We start from the raw sequence: 20040 nt of genomic DNA on the forward strand, positions 1-20040 counted from the left end.
CCTCTTGGATCGGGGGCCTTTTCCTAAAAGCTGCCGAGAAACCTTTGCCTTTGCTACCGGGCCTTTTAGGCTCCTTCGAACTGAGACTGATAGAGCTTTGCGTAGGCGCCGCCACGGGCCAAAAGTTCCTCGTGGGTGCCACGCTCCACAATCTTTCCCTGGTCCATCACCAAGATGCAGGTGGCGTTGCGGATAGTGGAGAGGCGATGGGCCACGATGAGCGAGGTGCGGCCGGCGATCATGGCGTCAAAAGCCTCTTGCACCAACACCTCAGTACGGGTATCGATGGAGCTGGTGGCCTCGTCCAGCAGAAGTATCGAGGGATCGGCAAGCATCACGCGGGCGATGCAGAGCAGCTGGCGCTGGCCCTGAGATAGGCCTCCTGTGCCTTGACGCACGATGGTATCGTAGCCCTGGGGCAACTGACGGATGAAGGCATCAGCACGAGCCTGGCGCGCCGCCTCTTCCACCTCTTGGCGAGTGGCATCAGGCTTACCGTAGGCGATGTTGTCGTGGATGGTGCCTTCGAAAAGCCAGGTATCCTGCAACACCATGCCAAAGGCGCTCCTAAGGCTGGCACGAGTGAGCTTGGAGGTATCGTAGCCGTCCACTTCAATGGCGCCTGCCTGAATATCGTAGAAGCGCAGCAAAAGATTGATGAGGGTAGTCTTGCCGCAGCCGGTGGTGCCCACCAAGGCGATGCGGTCGCCGGGCTTGGCCTGCCAACTGATGCCCTGGATGAGAGGAACCTCCGGGGTGTAGGAGAACCACACGTCGTCGAAGGCCACAGCTCCCTGGGTTTCTATGGGCAACACCTGGGCATCGGCTGGGTCGGGCTTCTCGGCAGGAGCATCTAACAGCTCGAAGAGGCGCCTCGCAGAGGCAAAGGCAGTCTGCACCTGGGTCATGACGCCGGAAATCTCGTTAAACGGTTTGGTGTACTGGGAGGTGTAGGAGAGGAAGCTTTGCACCGCGCCAATGGTGAGAGCGGTGGGAAAGCCTGTGGCGCAGGCCCAACAGCCGATGACCGCCACTACTGCGTAAACGATGTTGTTGGCAAATCGGGTGCCGGGGTTGGAGAGCGAGCTTGCAAACTGGGCATGCTCCCCCACCTGGTAGAGCTGCCGGTTGATGGCGTCAAAGCCGGATTGAGACGCCTCTTGATGGGCGAAGGCGTCGATCAGGCGCTGGTTGGAGACGTGCTCCTCGATGTAGCCGCCCAGCTGCCCTTGAATGGCCTGCTGGGCCACGAAGCTGCTGTGGCCGATCTTGGCAATAAAGGCTGCAGCCGCCACCGAGACCGGCGACACCACAACCACCACCAGGGCAATCACCGGCGAGATGGCCACCATGGCGATGAGGGTGCCCAAAATGGTGATGATACCGGCGAACAGCTGTTGGATGCCTTGAAGCAGGCCGTCGCCTACGGCATCGGCATCGTTGACGATGCGGCTCATGAGGTCGCCATGGGCATGGGAGTCGATGTAGCCCATGGGCAGCACACGCAGCTTGGAATAAGCGTCGTCGCGCAGGTCGCGCACCGCTTCGTAGCTCAGGCGGTTGGTGGCATAACCCTGCACCCACTGAGCGCAGGCCACCGCAGCCACGCAGGCGGCCAAAAGGCGCAGGGTGCGCCCAAGCTCGTCCCAGCCCACCTGGTGAGGGCCCACGATAGTGTCGATACCAAGGCCGATAAGGATAGGCACTGCCAGCGAGAGCACCACCGCCACCAATGCCGAGAAAAACGCCAACAGCGCCAGCCTCTTATGGGGGCGCAGGTAGTGAAGCACGCGCTTGAGCGTCTGGGCGCTGGAAAGCTGGGGGGCGTTGTGAGAGACCATGTCCGTAGTACGACTCATGCCAGCACCTCCTGAGCGTCCATCTGGGAAAGGCATATCTCGCGGTATACAGGGCAGCTCTCCCAAAGCTCTTCATGGGTGCCCAGCCCTGCCACCTGGCCATGATCCAATACGCAGATCTTGGCAGCCTGGCGCACCGAGGCCACTCGCTGAGAGATGATCACGCAGGCAGGGGCCGAGTCCAGCTGCCGCAGAGAATGGCGAAGGGCGGCGTCGGTAGCAAAGTCTAAAGCAGAGGCAGCGTCATCCAACACCAGCAACGAAGGCTGGCCTACAAGGGCTCGAGCGATGCAGAGGCGCTGGCGCTGCCCTCCCGAGAAGTTCTTGCCGCCTGCCTCTACCGGCTCATCCAGCCCCAAAGGCTTCTGGGCCACAAAGGACTCTGCCTGAGCAGCACGCAAAGCCGCCCACAGCTCTTCATCGGTGGCCCGAGGGTTTCGCCATAAAAGATTGTCGCGTATGGTACCGCTGAGAAGCGAGCTTGCCTGAGGAGTCACCGCCACCAAAGAGCGCAGCTGCTCAAAGGGATAGTCGCGCACGTTGGCGCCAAAGACCTCCACGGCCCCCGATTGCACGTCATAGAAGCGCGGGATGAGGTTTCCCAGAGTAGACTTGCCAGAGCCGGTACCGCCGATGACGCCTAGGACCTCTCCGGGCTCAAGGCTCAACGACAGGTGGGAAAGGGCGGGCTTCTCGGCACCGGGATAGGCGAAGGAAGCGTCGCAAAAGCGCAGGGCAGGAGCCTCCCAGCGCACTTGGATAGGTTGTGTGGCAAGCTCTGGCACCGAGGGCTCAAACTCCAACACCTGATCCACGCGCTTCAAGGAAGCGGTGGCGCGGGTGAATATGACCACCAAGTTGGCGATGAAGGCCACAGAGACCAGCAGCTGGTTCATGTAGCCGATAAGGGCCATCACCTGTCCTTGCTCGAGCCTGCCCTCCCACACTTGGCTTGCACCCAAAAAGAGCACCAGGCAGATACCGCCGTTCAGCACCAGGAAGGTGGAGGGGTTGAGCAGTGCGGAGAGCCTGCCTACCGCCACGGCAGTTTGGGCTTGGTCGTTGGCGGCGGCTTCAAAGCGGGCTTGCTCGAAATCTTCGCGAGAAAAGGCGCGGATCACTCGGGTGCCGTCCAATGCCTCGCGCACGATGCGTCCAATGGCGTCGAGCTTTTGCTGCATGGAAGCGAAGTAGGGAATGGACTTTTTCATCACCGCGTAGAAGATGCCCAGGGTGAGCGGCAGACAAATGCAAAAGATCGAACCCAAAAGCGGGTCGATGGCCAGGGCGCACACCAGCGACCCCACCGCCAAGACCGGCCATCGGATCACCTGGCGGATGAGCATGGCCACCGCCAGCTGGAGCTGGTTCACGTCGTTGGTGATGCGGGTGATGAGCGATGGGGCGCCAAAGGCGTCCAAGTCTTGGAATGACAGGCGGCCAATGGCTTCGAAGAGGTCGTGGCGCACTTGAGTGCCCATGCCCTGGCTGGTAAGAGAGGCCATCTTTTGGCAGACCAGCGTGGAGCAAAAGCCTAAGAAGGCAAAGAGCAGCAACAGGCCGCCGCCGCGAGCCACCACGCTGGAATCTCCAGCGCGGATGCCTCCGTCCACCATCCAGGCGATCACCAGTGGGGTGAGCAGGTCGAAGACCACCTCCAGGGTTTTCATGAGCGGCCCCACCACCAGATAAAGTTTGAAGGGGCGCAGGTAGCGAGCGCTTGCCGGAAGTCTCATGAAGCCGCCCTCCTAGACGTCGATGCCCAAGGCGAAGGCCAGATCCAGCCATTGGTCTTCCAGCTGGCCGATGGTGTCCAGGCACTCATTCAGCTGCTGCTGCAAGGATTCCAGCGCCTGGTAGTCGGTGGCATCGGCCGCGGCCATTTGAGCGCGCAGCTCGTCTGGTTGAGTGCGCAGTTTCTCAAGCTTGCGCCCAATGGCGTCGAAGCGGCGGCGGGCATCTCGGCGCTCGCTGTTGGAGAGGGCAGGCTGGGCAGCTGCCTGGCCTTCCGGCCGAGAAGATCCTTCCTGGGCGGTAGGAAGGCTTTTATCGGCAGGAATGCCTGAGCCAATAGTGGGACCGGCTGTTTGGGGCGAGGCCTCCAAAAGATGCAAGAACTGATCTACTCCCCCAGGCATGTGGGTGAGGTGGCCGCCTAAAAGGGCAAACTGGTCGTCGGTGACGCGCTCCATGAGGTAGCGGTCGTGGGTCACAAGAAGCAGGGTGCCTGGCCAGCCGTCCAAGAGGTCCTCCATGACAGCCAGCATGTCGGTGTCAAGATCGTTGCCCGGCTCGTCCAAGATAAGCACGTTGGGCTCTTCCAGCAACACGCCCAAAAACGCCAGGCGACGTCGCTGGCCTCCAGAGAGGTCTTTGAGATAGGTAAGCTGCTCCTTGGGCTCGAAGCCTAAGGACTCCAAAAGGCTCGAGGCCGTGTAGCTCTTGCCGCCTATGGTATAGGTACTCTTATATTGGGCCAGGTAATCGCTTACACGCCAATGGCCTTTTTTATCAAAGGTGTCCAGATGCTGGCTCATCTTGCCCAGGCGCACCGACTTGCCGCGCTTGAGGGTGCCGCTCATAGGCTCGATGTCGCCCAATATGAGCTTGAGCAACGTGGATTTGCCGGCTCCATTGGCGCCCAGAATGCCAATGCGCTCACCGGGGCCGATAAGCCAGGAAAGGTCGCGCACCACTGGATGACCCTCGTAACCTGCAGTCACGTCTTCTAGATCAAAGACCTGCTTTCCCAATCGGGAGACCGAGAGCTGTTTTAGCTCCAGCGAGTTTCTTACTGGAGGGTCGTTTGCCACCAGCTCACGGGCCTCCTTCACGCGAAACTTGGGCTTGGTGGAGCGCGCCTGGGCTCCACGAGCCAGCCAGGCAAGCTCTTTGCGCAGCATGTTTTGGCGCTTCTCCTCGGCCACGGCAGCCTGGCGCTCGCGCTCTACGCGCTGTTGGATGTAGGCCGAGTAACCGCCTTCGAAAGGCTCGATGAGACCGTCGTGCACCTCCCACATAGAAGTGCAGACCTCGTCCAAGAACCAGCGGTCGTGGGTCACGCACAACAGTGCTCCCTCGCCCTCGGGCCAGCGATGCTTGAGGTGACCTGCCAGCCAGCCGATGGCTCGCATGTCCAAGTGGTTGGTGGGCTCGTCGAGCAGCAACACGTCCCAGGAGCCGCACAGCACCCGAGCCAAGTCCACCCGGCGCCGCTGACCGCCTGAAAGCTCTGCCACCTTGTCAGTGAGCTCAACGCCTTCCAAAAGCGCCCCTAGAATGGAGCGAATGCGGCTGTCGGAGGCCCACTCGTACTCCGGCACACCCCCAAACAAATTGAACTGCACGCTCTTATCTGGATCTAGCTCGTCGGATTGGTTGAGCGCCCCCACGGTGATGGAGTTGCGGCGGATGACGCCGCCCTTATCGGGTTCTACCTGACCTTCGATGATCTCTAAAAGCGACGACTTGCCATCGCCGTTCTTGCCCACGATGCCTATGCGGTCGCCGGCCTCGATGCCAATAGTCTGTTCTATTAATACACGCTTTCCAGGCCACTCGTGACTTACCGAGTCAAGGCCTAAAAGTATGGCCATCTGTGGATGCTCCTTAGGTGTAACAAAGGCGGGGTATGCTCGCCGGCTCTCCCCTGCCGAGAAACTCGTTCCTATCGAGGATTGGTTCTACTGGGTGGGCTCGCTCTCTATTTGAGATTGCGCCTCTTGCACGGTGGCTCCCTGCTCAAAGGCTCGAAGCATGGCGATCTCTCGCTTGTAGCCTTCCAGCTTTTTGTTGGGGGTCTCCAGGATCATAGGAAGGTCTTTGAGGCGAGGGCTTTGCACCAGAGACCTAAAGAAATCCAGGCCCAAAGTGCCATCGCCCAATAGCTCATGGCGGTCTTTATGGGAGCCCGCCGGGTTTTTGGAGTCGTTCACATGGACTGCGGCAAGCCGTTCAAGACCCACCACTTGGTCCAGCTCATCGAGCACGCCATCCAAGTCTTGGGCTACGTCATAGCCTCCGTCAGAGACGTGGCAAGTATCCAGACAGACGCCCACTTGCGGGTCTGAATCCAGCTCAGAGATGATGGCGGCAAGCTCTTGAAACTGACCGCCCAGCTCAGTGCCCTTGCCAGCCATAGTCTCTAGCAAAATCGGGGTCGAAAATCCTTCGCTTAAGACGTCTTTGATGACACTGGCCACATTGGAGATGCCTTGCTCCTGGCCTTGGCCCACATGGGCCCCTGGGTGGATGTTGTAGTAGACATTGGGCAGATGATCCAGGCGTTCTAGATCTTCTTTCATGCGCTGGCGCACCACTGCCGAGGCCTCGGGGTCGCCGGTGGCCATATTGTAGATATAAGGGGCATGGGCTACCAAAGGACCAAACTCATGGTCTTGCAAGAGCTGCTTCAAGCGCTGAATATCCAGCTCGTCTAGGGGGCGCATCTGGCCGCCACGGGGGTTTCTGGGAAAGAAGGCAAACGTGTCGGCGCCAATGAAAAGGGCGTCTTTGCCCATGGCTTCAAAGCCCTTGGATATCGAGAGATGGCAGCCGTAGTAAGGCATAAAACCTCCAAGTAGGTGGCGTAGAGGGCCAGAGAAGGGAGATCCCCAGGTTAGAGGGGGTTGTTCTCGGCCAGAAGATCTGCAGCCACCTCGATGATGGAGGCAGCCACGTCGTCTTTGGTCATGAGGGGAAGCTCGCAGATGTGATCGGGCCACACCAAGGTCACCGCATCGGTGGATGAGCCGAAGGTGGAGTCTTGGCGGGAGACGTCGTTGGCCACGATAAGGTCGCAGCCCTTGGACTCCAGCTTTTTGGTTGCGTGCGGCACCAGGTCGTTGGTCTCTGCGGCAAAGCCAATAACCACCGGCACCTCTTGGCAGGCGGCAAGCTCTGCCAGGATGTCATGAGTCTCTTTGAGCGAGATGGTGTCCAGATGCTCCTCCGACTTTTTCAATTTGTGATCTGCCGGGGCCACCGGTGTGTAATCTGCCACCGCAGCGGCGCAGATGGCCACGTCGATATCGCCGGAGTTGGCCAGCTTCATAGCCGCCTCATACATTTGCTGAGCCGTCTCCACCTGGATGCACTCCACGCCAACGGGCACAGGCAGGCTCACGGGCCCAGAGACCAGCGTTACCTGGGCCCCTGCCGTCTGCGCCGAGCGAGCCAAGGCATAGCCCATCTTGCCCGAGGAGCGGTTGGAGATATAGCGCACCGGATCGATGGGCTCATGGGTAGGACCTGCGGTGATGAGCACATGGGCGCCTGTCAGCGAAGGAGGAGTCGCCTGACCGCCAAGCTGGGCTGGAGCTGCCGGCAACGGCGCCTCGCCACCAGGATCAGCGGCGCCTTCCTGGGCCTTTTGTTCTTCTTGGGCGTTCAGAATCGCCAAGGTCTCCTGCACGATGTCATCCACAGGAGCCAGCTTGCCTTGACCAACCTCGCCACAGGCCAGATAGCCAGCATCGGGGCCGACGATACAGACGCCGCGCTCTTCGAGCACCTGGAGGTTGTGCTGGGTAGCCGGATTTTGCCACATGTGCACGTTCATGGCCGGGGCCACCGCCAGCGTGCCCGTAAGCGCCAGAGCACAGGAGGTTAGGCAGTCATCCGCCAGACCCCAGGCAAGCTTTGCCAGCGTGTTGGCGGTGCAGGGACACACTAGCATGAGGTCTGCCCAGCGTCCGAGCTCCACATGGGGAATGGGCGACGCGCCCCAATTGAAGACCGAGGTAGCAGGCGCCTCACCGGTAAGTCCTGCAAAGGTGGCCTCCCCCACAAACTCTGTGGCGCTCTGAGTCATGGTGACGCGCACCTGGTGTCCGGCTTTTTGCAGGCCACGGCAGACCTCGGCTGCCTTATAGGCAGCGATACACCCGGTGACTCCCAACAAAATATTCATAGGACCTATGCCCTCGCTTCCTTTGGAATCGCTCGTGATGATTAAGCGTTTAGTACCCCAGACCCTGCCATAAAAAAGAGGCAGTGCCCCTCTGGAAGCACTGCCTTTGCCAAAACCGTTAGAACTCTGTGATCAAGATGCGATGGCAGTAGGGGCACTCGTCGATAGGCTCTGCCCGCCGCTTGAGATCGGAGTAGGTGGCCGGCTGCAGCTTCACCCGGCAGGCCGAAGGCTCGTTGCCCATGAGCGTCTCCACGGCCAAAGGCCCTAGGCGCTCCACCGTCTGGTTGTAGCGCAGCTGCAGCTCAGGGCTGATTTGCGTCAGCGTCACCTGGCGCTTGCGCTTGAGCGACGTCAGCTGGTTGTTGATGTCTTCCAGCGTCTCCTTGAGCGAGGTGGCCAAACTCACCAGCTCGCCGTCCAAACGTTGCTGGACGGCATGGGCGTTTTTCTCGGCACGCTCCACCACTTCCAGTCGCTCGATCAGGGAGTTGGTTTGATAGTCTATCTTCTCGATCTGCTTGGCCAACATGTCCAAGCGATTCTCCAAATCCAACGCTGCCCTGTGGTCTGCTACCTGGGCATCTTTGGAAGCGGCGTTCACCTGGCCTTCCAACGCGCGCCGATTGGCCGCCAGCTCGTCGATCTCCATCTCTACGTCTTTGCGCTGGCCCACGATCTTGAGCAGCTCTGAATCCACCTTTTTACGAGCTGCACGGCCAGCCTCGATCTTGGCTTTCTGAGGCAGAGCTGCAGCCTCTTTGGTTAAACGCTTAATCTCAAGGTCGATCTCCTGGAGGCTCAAAAGCGCTTCTGACTCTGTCATTGGACGATCTCCCCTTCGATCCTGGTGCATGCCGTTGTAGAGTGCACGATTGAGACGCCTTAGCCGAGAAACCCGCACTGCCTAACCTACCGCGTCGCTGTCGAGCAGCAAGCTCCAGCGGGCCGACTCGCTCAAGGTTACCACCGGCACCTGCAGGCTCAGGTCTGCCAGGGTAAGCGCCAAAAGTTGCGCATAGGGCAGCTCTGAGACATCGTGCCCCAACAGTATAACCTCGCATCCTCTGGCCGTAAGGTCCAGGATGCGATGATAGGACGCTTCCCCAGAGACCACAGCGTCGCAGCCGGCAGCCACGGCGTCCAGACCGATGTCTCCCAGAGAGCCTGAGGAGAATCCCACCTTGGCTATAGGACGGTCTGCCTGCCCGTAGATGGTGGGTATGGCGCCATAAGCATGGCCAAAACGCTCGGCTACCTGAGCCAGCGTGAAGCCCGTGGCGTCAAGAATGCATCCATAACCGTCGGGGGCCTGGAGCCTGCCCATGAAGGGGAAACCGGTGAGCTGCGAGGGCAGCGTGAGGGCTGCCGAAGAGCGATCCAAGTTGGTGTGCATGGCGATGAGAGAGACCTGATGCTCGATGGCGCACCAAATGCTCTGGGCAGCCAGCGACGAGGTGGCAGCCTCAGGGGTAATGAGACGAGGCGCATCCAGATATGCCGGGTGATGGGTGACCAGCACATTACACCCTTGGTCTTTGGCATCCTTGATGGTCTGGGGCAGAGGGTCCAGCGCACAGGCGATGCCTGTGACTTTGGCACCAGGGTCTCCCACCGAAAGCCCAATGTGGTCCCAGCCCTCCGCCTGATGGGCTGGAAAACGCTGGTAGAGCAACGCCTCGATGTCTTTAACGCGCATGGGCTTCCCCTCTAGTCATCAATGGGTCTCTCATCTTCTATGGTAGCGCCGCCCACTACCACGTCGCCCTGGTAGAAGGCCGCCGTCTGTCCCGGCACTCCCAGAATGCCCGGCTCCTCCACCTGGACCTGCCATAGCCCGTCGCCTAAAGCTCTCACGCAAGCCGGCACCGCATAGGCCCGATAGTGGGTTTGGACGCTCAGCTGCGAGGGATCCAAGCTTGAAAGATCCATGGTGGTTACCAGGTCTCCCACCAAAAAGCTGGTGGTACGGGGTGGTTTTTGCCGAGCCACCTGCACCCGGCGCGCACTGGCATCCACCGAGGTCACAAAGTAGGGCCCAGCGCCATCGGTGATGGCAAGCCCCTTACGCTGCCCTACCGTGAAACCCGCTACACCAGAATGATGTCCCACTACCTGGCCCTCTTCATTCACGATGTCTCCAGGCTCGAAGGCGTCCGGGCGTCGCGAGACCAAGAAGGCCCGGTAGTCTCCCTGAGGCGCAAAGCACACCCCTTGGGAGTCCGGCGCCTCTGCCACCTTGAGGGATGCCTCTTTGGCATAGGCTCTCACCTGGTCTTTGGTGCTGACAGCCAAAGGAGCCATGAGCCTTGGCACCCACTCCGGCGGCAGCTGGCACAAAAAATAGCTTTGATCCTTTGCCCTATCGGCGCCGCGTGCCAACCGCACCTGCCCGTCTTCGCCTTCTATCAGCGAGATGTAGTGGCCTGTGGCCACTTTGTCTGCCCCTACCTCGTCGGCGATGGCCATTAGCCCTGCAACCTTCACATAGCGGTTGCATGCCACGCAGGGACTGGGCGTCTTTCCCGAAAGATAGGCGTCTACAAAAGGATCCAACACCTGCCGAGAAAAAGCCTCATCCATGGGCCGGGCTATGAAAGGGACTCCCAACGTGCCGCAAAGCTCCTGAGCTTGGGCCAAAGACTCTTTGGAGGGCACCGAGACATCGCCCTGCTGCATGAGCAGCGTGGCTGCCACCACCTCATGGCCTGCTTCTTTGAGACGAGCCACCGCACAGCTGGAGTCCACCCCTCCAGAAAGGCCCACTACCACCTTCATGGACGGCTTCCTTGGCTCCTGCAAAACCCTGCCACATCGTTCTTTGCACAGGTGGGGTGCGCCTTGGCCACGATGGCCAGCAATGCGTCGCAAAAGCCGTTCAGCTCTTCGAGGCTCACACGCTCGTCAAAGGAGATGCGCAGCGAGCCCAATGCCAAGGTGCGGCCTATACCCATGGCAGAGAGCACGTGGGAAGGATCGAGGGAGCCAGAGCTGCAGGCAGAGCCCGCAGACACCTCGTAACCCAGGTTATCCAGCTCCAAGATGAGCTGCTCCGACTCATAGGACTCCACCATCACCGAGACCACGCCAGGCAGCCTGTCATCTCCCACCGCAGTGCCCGCCGTGGGCACAATATGGGTGCCAGGAGCACAAAGACGCTGGTAGACATGGCGAGCTCGAGAGGCCACCAGGGGGCGCACCTGGCTCAGATGCTCCATGCAATAGGCAGCCGTGGCAGCCAGGGCACAGGCCCCTGCTACGTCTTGCGTGCCTGGCCGACGGCCGCCCTCTTGACCGCCGCCAAAGGACTGCGGCCTATAGGGAGTACGATTTTTGATGGCAAAAGCCGCAGTGCCTACAGGAGCGCCGATCTTGTGACCTGCCAGAGTCACCGCATCTACCCCAGAAAGGTCCAAAGGAATGCGCCCAAAGGCTTGGATGGCATCGCTGTGAAAGAGTGCCCCCGCACCATGGACGGCCGCGGCGAGCTCTGGGAGGTTTGCCACCACGCCCGTCTCGTTGTTGGCCGCCATGAGGCTTACCAGGGCCACGTCATCTGACAGATGGGACTCAAGGGAGGCAGCGTCTATGGAGCCATCTGGATGAGGCGCTACCAGACTCACCTCAAAGCCTCGGGCTTTGAGGGGCGAGACCAGGTCCAACACCGAGTCGTGCTCGGTAGCCCCCAAAAGCACCCGACGCCGGGAGGGATGGGCTTCTCGGCAGCCCTCTGCCAAACCGATCACTGCCAGGTTGTTGGCCTCTGTGCCACCACCGGCAAAGGCCACGTCCATGGGTCGAAAGCCCCCGCTCAGACATTTGGCTAAGGTTCGGCGAGCCTGCTCTAAGTGAGAGGCGGCTTGGCGACCCAGGGTATGGAGCGAATTGGGGTTGGCGCAGGCACAGGGCAGCGCCTCATAGGCAGATCGAGCTGCCACTGCCTCCGGGCGAAGGGGCGCGGAGGCGGCGTAGTCAAGGTACACAAAGGACGAAACGGTCATAGAAGTCCTTGAGAAGTCGAACTCATAGAAAGGGCGCGGCCTACACTGCGGCAGACCGGCGCAAAAGTAAGTGGCAGAAGCCCTTAGGCATGGAGCGCGGTAGCGTCATTTGCCAGCTGGCGAAGCTCTTGGATGGCGGCAGCGCGATCAGGGGCGCCAAAGACCGAGGAGCCCGCCACAAAGAGCGTGGCTCCAGCTTGTGCCACCTGGGCGATGTTGGAAGCTTTGATACCGCCGTCTACTTCGATAATGGGAGATAGGCAGCGGACCTTGCACATATGGGACAGCTCTTGGATCTTTGGCAGGCAGTTGTCGATAAACGACTGGCCGCCAAAGCCAGGGTCAACCGTCATGAGAAGCACCATATCGAGATCCGACAGGATGGCATCGAGCGAGGCCAGTGAAGTGCCCGGGTTGAGTGCCACCGCTGCCTTGGCGCCAGCTGCCTTGATTTGAGACACCATGCGGTGGGCGTGACGAGCGGCTTCCATATGAAAGCTCACGTAGTCTGCACCAGCATCCAGATACCCGCCTAAAGTGTCGTCTGGATTGGAGACCATAAGATGCACGTCTACCGGTAAGGAGGTGCCCTGCTTTACGGCCGCCACCAGCGAAGGCCCAAAGTTTACGTTGGGCACAAAGTGGCCGTCCATGACATCCACGTGAATGACGTCTGCGGTCGCGATAGAGTCCAAGTCCTCACCCAGGGTGAGTTGGTTGGCGGACAAAATGGAAGGGGCGATCCCGCAGGTATCCGTGAATTCCATAGGACATATCCTTTCTAGGACAGAGGCGAGGCCTGAGCAGTATCCATGCCATAGAACTCATCATAGGGGCTACGGTCAAGCAAACGCCACATCTCATCTTGAAGCGCTGAGTGTTCATAGAGCACGCGATAGACAGCCGAGACCACAGGCATATCCACTCCCAGGTTCTGAGCCAGCTCATGAGCGGAGACCACCGAGGCAGCGCCTTCCACCACCATGTGGGTGCGTGCCTGGTAGCTCTCCAGAGTCTCCCCTTCTACCAGCTGAGTGCCAAAGGTGCGGTTGCGCGAGTGAGGCGAAGTGCAGGTGGTGATAAGGTCGCCCATACCGGCAAGGCCCATACAGGTGAGAGGGTCTCCACCCATGGCAGCCACCAGACGGCCAATCTCTGCAAGGCCGCGGGTCATCAATACCGAGATGGTATTATCCCCCAAGTTAAGGCCTTTAGAAATGCCGCAGGCAATGGCCACCACGTTCTTCACAGCGCCGCATACCTCGACACCCACCATATCCTCGCCCACATAGGCGCGGAAGGCAGGAGACAGGAACAGTTCGCGGAAGAGCCGGGCCACCTCTGGCTTATGAGCAGCAATGACCGCAGCGGCAGGCTTACCTTGGCAGATTTCCTCGGCATGGGTAGGACCGCTCAAGCAGGCAAGGCGCTCTTGGCCACCCAGCTCATCTGCAGCCACCTGGGTCATAAGCATACAGGTACCTGGCTCGATGCCCTTAGTGAGCACCACCACAGGCACATCCTCCGCCAGATAAGGAGCCATCTGGCGGGCAGTGGCGCGAATGAAAGCAGAAGGAACGCAAAGCACCACTGCTTGGGCTCCCTTCAAGGCTTCTTGGAGGGAAGTTGTGGCAACTACATTGGGGGGCAACTGGTAGTTTGACAGGTAGAGGGGGTTCACCGAATGGCGAGTGATGCCCTTGGCCACCTCTTCTTCGTGAGCCCAGCCCACCACCTCGAGGCAACGCCTGCCTACCATGCCAGCAGCTGCAGTGCCCCAAGAGCCCATGCCAATGACGGCCACTTTTTGCACTACCGGACCCTTGACATCACTGATGCGCGCCACCATTAGCGCACGTCCTTAGACGCATCGCCCATCTCTTTGGCCACGTGAGCCTCTTCTTGAGCGGCAGCTTCGTCTATCTTTTGAGCCTGCGCTTCCTGGGCCTGCGCACTCTTTTCCAAGGCGGCAGCAGCATCATCTACCGCTTCGCTCACCTTCTCCTCGTCACCAAAGACGAGCCCCTTACCTGCCTCAGGAAGGGATTGCGCGTCCTTCTCGGCGGCTTCTTGAGCGGCCTCTTGGACAGCAGCCACAGAATCGGGGCCTGCCTCCTTGGCGTCTGCGTCTACAATGGCGCGCTCCTCTTGCTCGAGCGGGGTATCGCGAGGGATACCGCCAGTTTGCGTCACCGCGTCTTTGGCAGCAGCGCTTTGGGCGACAGCCTTGGTCGCGGGCTCGGGAGCAAGAGTATCCTCTTGATCTTGGGCATCATTGGCAAAGGCCATGGGAGCCTCATTGCCGTCACGAAGCTTCTTGATGTTGTCGCGATGGGCCCAGACCACAATGAGGGCAATGAGGATCATGGGCACCTCAAAAGCCCAGGTTACCGGGTAGTAGATGAAAAAGCTCAAGAACGGCAGGGCAACGGCCGCCGCGATTGAGCCTACGCTCACGCGACGGGAGGGAGCCATGCATAGGCCCCAGCACACCAGAAGGCCCAGGGCGATTGGCCAGGAGAAGCCCAGTGCGGCGCCAAAGCCCACCGCAATGCCCTTACCACCACGAAAGTGCAGGTAGGGCGAGAAGATATGGCCGCAGATGCACGCAAGGAAGATGCAGCCCATGCACCAGCCATAGGCGGCGTCGGGAGCCAGAAGCGAGGGGTCTCCGCCAAAGAAGAGCTCGGCCAAGATCCAGCCACCCAGCCAGGTGGAGATGAAGCCCTTGCCGGCATCGCAGAGCAGCGTGAGGGCAGCCGTTCCGCCACCTACCGCGCGCGCCACATTGGTGGTGCCGATGTTGCCAGAGCCCTTGGTACGCACATCGACGCCCTTGCGGCTCGAAAAGATGAGGCCAAAGGGAATGCCGCAGATGCAATAGGCGGCGAGCATGATAAGTAGCGTCGCAATGACTAAACCGGTGTTCATAGACCTTTACGCGTCCTTCCTACGGAACCTGAGGCGCACTGGCGTACCCTCGAGGTCAAAGGCTTCCCTCAGGCGGTTTTCCAGGTAGCGGCGGTAGTTGTCCTCAGCCAGCTCAGGCGCGTTACAGAAGAAGGTGAACACCGGGGGCTTCTCGCCGGTTTGCGTGCCGTAGAGCACCCGGAGGCGCTTGCGGTCTTTTGACACGGTATGGCCGGTCTCGCGCAACTGCTGCAAAAGGTCGTTGAGCTTGGCGGTGGGAATCACCGTCGCGCGATTGGTACGTACCCTATCGACCATGGCCCAGATCTTTGAAACAGAACGTCCTGTAAGCGCAGAGATCCTTAGCTTGGGGGCCCAGGGGGCAAAGTCGAGACGGCGCTCCACGCTCATGAGGCAGTCTTCGCGCTTCTGCTCCTCGTCCATGAGGTCCCACTTGTTGAGCAAGATCACCAGGCCGCAGCCCCGCTCGATAGCCATGGCAGCGATCTTTTGGTCTTGCTCGGTCATCCCCTCAGAAGAATCGATGACCAGAAGGCAAACGTCTGCCTCGTCGATGGCGCGAAGGCCGCGCACCATGGAGTAGTACTCCACGTCTTCATGGACCACCGAGCGCTTGCGCATACCGGCGGTGTCTACCAGGCGAAACCGCGCTCCCTCATGCTCCACCACCACGTCCACGGCATCCCGGGTGGTGCCTGCCACATCGCTCACGATAGAGCGATCCGTGCCGCAGATGCGGTTGACCAGCGAAGACTTGCCTACGTTTGGACGGCCGATAATGGCGATGTTGGTGACGTCGCCATAGTCTTGGTCAGAAGAGCCGCCCTCAGGGAAGGCTGCCACCAGGCCGTCCAGCAAGTCGCCGGTGCCTGTGCCATGAAGCGCCGAGATGGGATAGGGGTTATCCAAACCTAAAGAGTAGAAGTCCCAGAGAGCGCTCTCGTCTGAGGGGTCGTCCACCTTGTTGACCGCCAAAAACACCGGCTTGCCGCTCTTGCGCAGGATGCGAGCCACCGCCTCATCTTCCTCCGTGGCGCCCGTGCGACCGTCACAGACAAAGAGGATGACGTCTGCTTGGTCTGCCGCTGCCAGCGCCTGGGAGCGGATGCGGCTAGAAAAGACATCCTCGCTCTTGGCAGACTCGATGCCGCCGGTGTCGATAAGCACGAAATCGACGCCATTCCAGTCGGCCTCGTGGTAGGAACGGTCACGGGTTACGCCACGGGACTCATGGACGATAGCCTCATGCTTTTGGGCTATGCGGTTTACCAGGGTAGACTTGCCCACATTAGGGCGACCTACGATGGCGACGATGGGCTTTGGCATAGGAAGGCTCACTTTCTTTAAGCGCGATCATCCAAGCGTTGATAGTATGCCCTTTTCGCAGCCTAGCTGCGATCGCGCACCAGGTGATTAAAGAGACCCTCCAACAATTCTTGAGGAAGGGTGGTCAAAAAGAGGACGTCTGCCCCGCGGCGGGAGAGCTCGTCGAGCACCTCTTGGGCGCTCATGCCGTCCAAGGTGTTGTCATTGAAGTTGAGCATGAGCTGGGGCAGCACCACCACTTTGTGATGGAGGTCTTGGGGCAGATACTTCAAAAGGTCCTGGGCCACGATGAGGCCGGTGACATTGACGTCTCCCCCAAAGTAGTCGTTGGGAATGGCGAAGGCAGCAGATCTTTGGGCCCAAGGGGTCTGCGCCAAGTACTCTTGGTAGACCTTCTCGGCAGCTTTACCGCACACCACCAACAGCTCCTCGTCGCGCTCCTCCAAGGCATGGCCCACAGCAACGAGCTGGTCTGCCATGGTTTCCATGACAGCGCCGGTATCGTCTATGAAACTCCTTAGCATGCCAATGCCGTCGTAGTACTGAGGATAGCCGTCGTAGTCTTGGGCTGGGGGCACCGCGACGTTGGCTGCCACATAAAACTCGTCTGAGAGCTGGAAGCGCGTGGCGCCGGTGGTTTCGCGCGAACGGGCTTGATAGGGTTCTACCTGGGCGATGACGGCACGAGCTGAGGCCGGGTCGTCAGAGTATGACTTGGTGAATGGCGAGTGCTTGGTGTAGCCCATGGGCACTATGGCCAACGAGGTGATGGTGGGATGGGCCTCCACAAAGTCCAAGGTGCGAATGAGCTCGTCGCCGTCGTTAAGGCCGGGGCAGAGCACTATCTGGGCATGGACTTCGATGCCTGCCTCACAAAGGGCTTCGAGCACCTCCAGGCCCCGAGCCTGGTTTTTGCCCATCATCTTGGTACGGGCCTCAGGACTCACCGCATGGAGCGACACGTTCATGGGCTCCAGGCGCAAATCCAGGATGCGCTGCAGGTCTTTGTCGTCCACGTTGGTGAGGGTCACAAAGTTGCCCTGCAAAAAGCTCAGGCGGTAGTCGTCGTCGCGCAGGTAGAGCGAGTCGCGAAGGCCTTTGGGCAACATGGCCATGAAACAAAAGACACAGGCGTTCTTGCAGGTGCGCACGCCGTCGAAGAGGACGTCGGTAAAGCTTAGGCCCCAGGGTTCTCCCAGCTGGCGTTCCAACGTTGCCGAGAAAACCCCTTCCTCACCCGGCACCTCTACCTCGAGCTGCACCTCGTCATCTGCGGTCTCCCAGCGCCAGGTGATGATGTCGTCCAGCAGGGTCCCATTGACCGTGCGCACGATCATGCCCGGCTCAAGGCCGGCCTCCCAGGCAGGACTGCCCTTTTCCACCTGAGCCACCCGAGCGCCCAACTCGGGGATGTCTTCGCGGCCGTAATCGGCCCGCTGCTGCTCTGCCACGCCTGTTACTCCTTCATTTTTATTGGGGCGCATCTGCATTTTTATATAGTGCACCCTACTATGTGCCAGAGACCTGGGACTCGGTCTCCACCTCTTGGGCCCCTGTCATCTGGGCGACGGTCTCTACCACCTGCTTGATCTGAGAACTGGGAGTAGAGGCTCCTGCAGTAATGCCGATAAGCTCTGCCCCACTAAACCAGGCAGGATCCAGCTCTTGGGCATCTTCGATGTGGTGGGTGGCGGTATGAGCGGCGCAGATCTCTGCCAAGCGAGTGGTGTTTGCCGAGTTGCGCCCACCTATGACCACCATGGTGTTAGCACGGGCGGCCAACTCGCGGGCAGCCTGCTGGCGTTCGGAAGTGGCCTCGCAGATGGTATCGCATACCTCCACGTTGGCCCCACGCCCTTTGAGCGCCGCTACTACGGCCTCCAGCAGCTGGCGATTCTGGGTGGTTTGCACCACGAGTCCAATGGGACGTTCCAGAGGCACGGCGGCTGCATCCTCCGCAGAGCCCACCACGCAGGCGCCGGGGGCATGGCCTAGAATGCCGTCGACCTCGGGGTGGCCCGCCTCCCCTACCACCACCACCTGCCTGCCAGAGGCTGCCAGCCTCTGGGCAGCGTGGTGCACCTTTTTCACATAGGGGCAGGTAGCATCCAATACCTGCAGATGAGCTGCCTTGGCGCGATTCACCACCTGAGGCACCACGCCGTGGGTGCGAAGCACCAGCACATCGCCGGGATGCAAATCTTCGATAGAAGACTCATCCACCACTGTGGCCCCTCGACGTTCCAGCGACTCCACCGTGGCAGGATTATGGATGAGCGGGCCTAAGGTGTGCACCGCCGCTGGGCCATCCAAGATCTTCTCTACGCGCTCCAAGGCGCGACCCACTCCAAAGCAGGCCCCTGCATGGCTGGCGACCTCGATTTTTGGCATCCTACCACTCTCCGGGATAGTCACGGCGCAGCTGGGCCCTGAGCTCGAAGACCTTGTCCATGGCCTTGGCCTCCATGGCCTCCAGCTGCGCTTTGCGCCCCTTGACTCCCAGTGCGCCAAATTTAAGAGGGGCGCCCACCTTGAAATGCACGCGATGGGGGCGCGGGATATGGGCGCCCTCGGGCGTCACGTCGCGCACGCCGATAACGGCAGAAGGAGTGACATCGGTTTTGGCCATCTGCGCGATAAGCGCAAAGCCACCATGGATGGGAGCTTTGCCGTCATCGTCGCGGATGCGCGTGCCCTCTGGATAGATGAGGATGGACTCGCCGCGTTTCAAAGCCCGCTGGCAGCGACGCACCGCCTTGAGGTCTGCGGTGCCTCGATCCACAGGGATCCCGCCCACACGGGAGAAGACCCAGCGCATGAGGTCGTTCTTGTTGAACTCCTGTTTGAACACCGGACGGATCCTCAGGCCTTGGCGCCAGAACATGACCACGGTGATCACCGGCTCCACCATCGACACATGGTTCATCACCATGACGGTGCCCAGCTCCCGCTCCTTGAGCTCGTCGATGAGCTGCTGGCCGCCTTCGTAGTCCCAGGGCCAATAGAGGCGCGAGAACCCGTAGATGAGGCCTGCGGCCACGTTGAAGACGCAACGGGCAGGCAGGGGGAACTCGCGCATGCCGTGGTCATAGTAGTCATCAAAGGTGTTGTGGAAAGGCCTCATAGGCGCCTGACCAGGCTTGGTCTTGGGAGCTTTTGCACCGGTCGCGCCAGCATCTTTGGCCTTGGTGGCGTCAGAACCGTTGGCCCCAGGGGCAGCCTGAGTGCTGGCAGGTTGAGAAGGCGCGTCCTTCTCGGCAGCGGAAGGCTGAGAAGCTGCGGCGTTGTCGCTGGCGATGGCAGCCTGGCGTGCTTGAGCCAAGGCCACCAGGTTGGCGATGGCATCCACAACCTGCTGAGGTGCCATGCGAGTGGAGTCGAGGAGCGTGGCGTCGGCAGCCGGATGGAGCGGAGATGCGGCGTTGGCCTCATCCTGAGCATCGCGGGACTGGATGTCTTCGAGCACGCTCTCATAGAGAGCCTGGTCTTTGACCTGTGCGCCGGGTTGGGCGGCATTGCCGCCTTCGCGCTCTATGGTGCGGCGCCAGGCGCGGGCGGCGGCGTCTGCCGAAAGGAACACCTTGACCTGGGCGTCAGGGAAGACCACGGTGCCCATGTCGCGGCCCTCGGCCACGATGTCGATGTTTTTGGCGATAGCCCGTTGCTGGGCCACCATGGCCTGGCGCACTGCAGGCACCGAAGCCACCGCAGAGACGTTTTGGTCTATCTGGGCGGTGCGGATGGCAGCAGTGACGTCCTTGCCATCGAGCATGACCTGGGGAGCCTCGCCAGGGGCGCCGGGCACGAACTCGATGACGGCCTCCTGAGCGAGCTTGGCCACCCGGGCGGTCTCTGTCACAGGGACCTGGGCCTTGAGCACCTTGAGGGTCACTGCACGATACATGGCTCCGGTGTCCAAGTAGACAAAGCCCTCTCGGGCAGCCAGCGCCCTGGCCACGGTGGATTTGCCCGAACCAGCAGGGCCGTCGATAGCTACGATCATGAAGAGACT

At 60.5% G+C, this 20040-nt stretch carries 16 protein-coding genes; all 16 read right to left on the reverse strand.

The window, feature by feature from the left end; all coding sequences use genetic code 11:
- Positions 1-65: 65 nt before the first annotated feature.
- The 16 genes from E5334_RS06980 to cmk all read right to left on the reverse strand — a co-directional run bounded on the left by E5334_RS06980 (position 66) and on the right by cmk (position 20031).
- Positions 66-1859, reverse strand: a complete 1794-nt coding sequence (locus tag E5334_RS06980; RefSeq protein WP_275438975.1) for an ABC transporter ATP-binding protein — start codon at positions 1857-1859, stop codon at positions 66-68.
- On the reverse strand, positions 1856-3595 hold the full coding sequence (locus E5334_RS06985) for an ABC transporter ATP-binding protein (protein ID WP_136012875.1): 1740 nt from the start codon (positions 3593-3595) through the stop codon (positions 1856-1858). The genes E5334_RS06980 and E5334_RS06985 overlap by 4 nt, the downstream gene beginning before the upstream one ends.
- 12 nt (positions 3596-3607) lie before the next feature.
- The gene (locus E5334_RS06990; RefSeq protein ID WP_136012876.1) at positions 3608-5455 is read right to left on the reverse strand and encodes an ABC-F family ATP-binding cassette domain-containing protein; all 1848 of its coding nucleotides are present in this window, start codon (positions 5453-5455) and stop codon (positions 3608-3610) included.
- Positions 5456-5542: 87 nt separating this feature from the next.
- Positions 5543-6427: a deoxyribonuclease IV gene (locus E5334_RS06995; protein WP_136012877.1), complete on the reverse strand. Its 885-nt coding sequence runs from the start codon at positions 6425-6427 to the stop codon at positions 5543-5545.
- Between the two features lie 50 nt (positions 6428-6477).
- Positions 6478-7770, reverse strand: coding sequence for a bifunctional phosphopantothenoylcysteine decarboxylase/phosphopantothenate--cysteine ligase CoaBC (coaBC, locus tag E5334_RS07000; RefSeq protein ID WP_136012878.1), 1293 nt, complete (start codon positions 7768-7770; stop codon positions 6478-6480).
- 118 nt (positions 7771-7888) lie between these two features.
- Positions 7889-8596 carry a zinc ribbon domain-containing protein gene (locus tag E5334_RS07005; RefSeq protein ID WP_167604341.1) on the reverse strand — a complete coding sequence of 236 codons (708 nt, stop codon included), beginning with the start codon at positions 8594-8596 and terminating at the stop codon, positions 7889-7891.
- 81 nt (positions 8597-8677) lie between these two features.
- Complete coding sequence (locus E5334_RS07010; RefSeq protein WP_136012880.1) at positions 8678-9469, reverse strand: Nif3-like dinuclear metal center hexameric protein; 792 nt, start codon at positions 9467-9469, stop codon at positions 8678-8680.
- An 11-nt stretch (positions 9470-9480) separates the two neighbouring features.
- Positions 9481-10548, reverse strand: coding sequence for a tRNA 2-thiouridine(34) synthase MnmA (gene mnmA, locus E5334_RS07015; protein WP_136012881.1), 1068 nt, complete (start codon positions 10546-10548; stop codon positions 9481-9483).
- Positions 10545-11771, reverse strand: a complete 1227-nt coding sequence (locus E5334_RS07020) for a cysteine desulfurase family protein (protein ID WP_136012882.1) — start codon at positions 11769-11771, stop codon at positions 10545-10547. The genes mnmA and E5334_RS07020 overlap by 4 nt, the downstream gene beginning before the upstream one ends.
- A gap of 83 nt (positions 11772-11854) precedes the next feature.
- Positions 11855-12538 (reverse strand): ribulose-phosphate 3-epimerase, encoded by a 684-nt coding sequence (gene rpe, locus E5334_RS07025; RefSeq protein ID WP_136012883.1) that lies wholly within the window; start codon positions 12536-12538, stop codon positions 11855-11857.
- Positions 12539-12552: 14 nt separating this feature from the next.
- Positions 12553-13620 carry an NAD(P)H-dependent glycerol-3-phosphate dehydrogenase gene (locus E5334_RS07030; protein ID WP_136012884.1) on the reverse strand — a complete coding sequence of 356 codons (1068 nt, stop codon included), beginning with the start codon at positions 13618-13620 and terminating at the stop codon, positions 12553-12555.
- Complete coding sequence (locus E5334_RS07035; protein WP_136012885.1) at positions 13620-14702, reverse strand: glycerol-3-phosphate acyltransferase; 1083 nt, start codon at positions 14700-14702, stop codon at positions 13620-13622. The genes E5334_RS07030 and E5334_RS07035 overlap by 1 nt, the downstream gene beginning before the upstream one ends.
- A gap of 6 nt (positions 14703-14708) precedes the next feature.
- Positions 14709-16028: a ribosome biogenesis GTPase Der gene (gene der / locus E5334_RS07040; RefSeq protein ID WP_136012886.1), complete on the reverse strand. Its 1320-nt coding sequence runs from the start codon at positions 16026-16028 to the stop codon at positions 14709-14711.
- Positions 16029-16090: 62 nt separating this feature from the next.
- Positions 16091-17479: a DUF512 domain-containing protein gene (locus E5334_RS07045; protein WP_275438977.1), complete on the reverse strand. Its 1389-nt coding sequence runs from the start codon at positions 17477-17479 to the stop codon at positions 16091-16093.
- A 58-nt stretch (positions 17480-17537) separates the two neighbouring features.
- Positions 17538-18419 (reverse strand): 4-hydroxy-3-methylbut-2-enyl diphosphate reductase, encoded by an 882-nt coding sequence (ispH, locus tag E5334_RS07050; protein WP_136012888.1) that lies wholly within the window; start codon positions 18417-18419, stop codon positions 17538-17540.
- A gap of 1 nt (position 18420) precedes the next feature.
- Complete coding sequence (cmk, locus tag E5334_RS07055; RefSeq protein ID WP_136012889.1) at positions 18421-20031, reverse strand: (d)CMP kinase; 1611 nt, start codon at positions 20029-20031, stop codon at positions 18421-18423.
- Positions 20032-20040 lie beyond the last annotated feature (9 nt).

Origin of the sequence: Muricaecibacterium torontonense, assembly GCF_004793925.1 — a bacterium.
GTDB lineage: Bacteria > Actinomycetota > Coriobacteriia > Coriobacteriales > Atopobiaceae > Leptogranulimonas > Leptogranulimonas caecicola.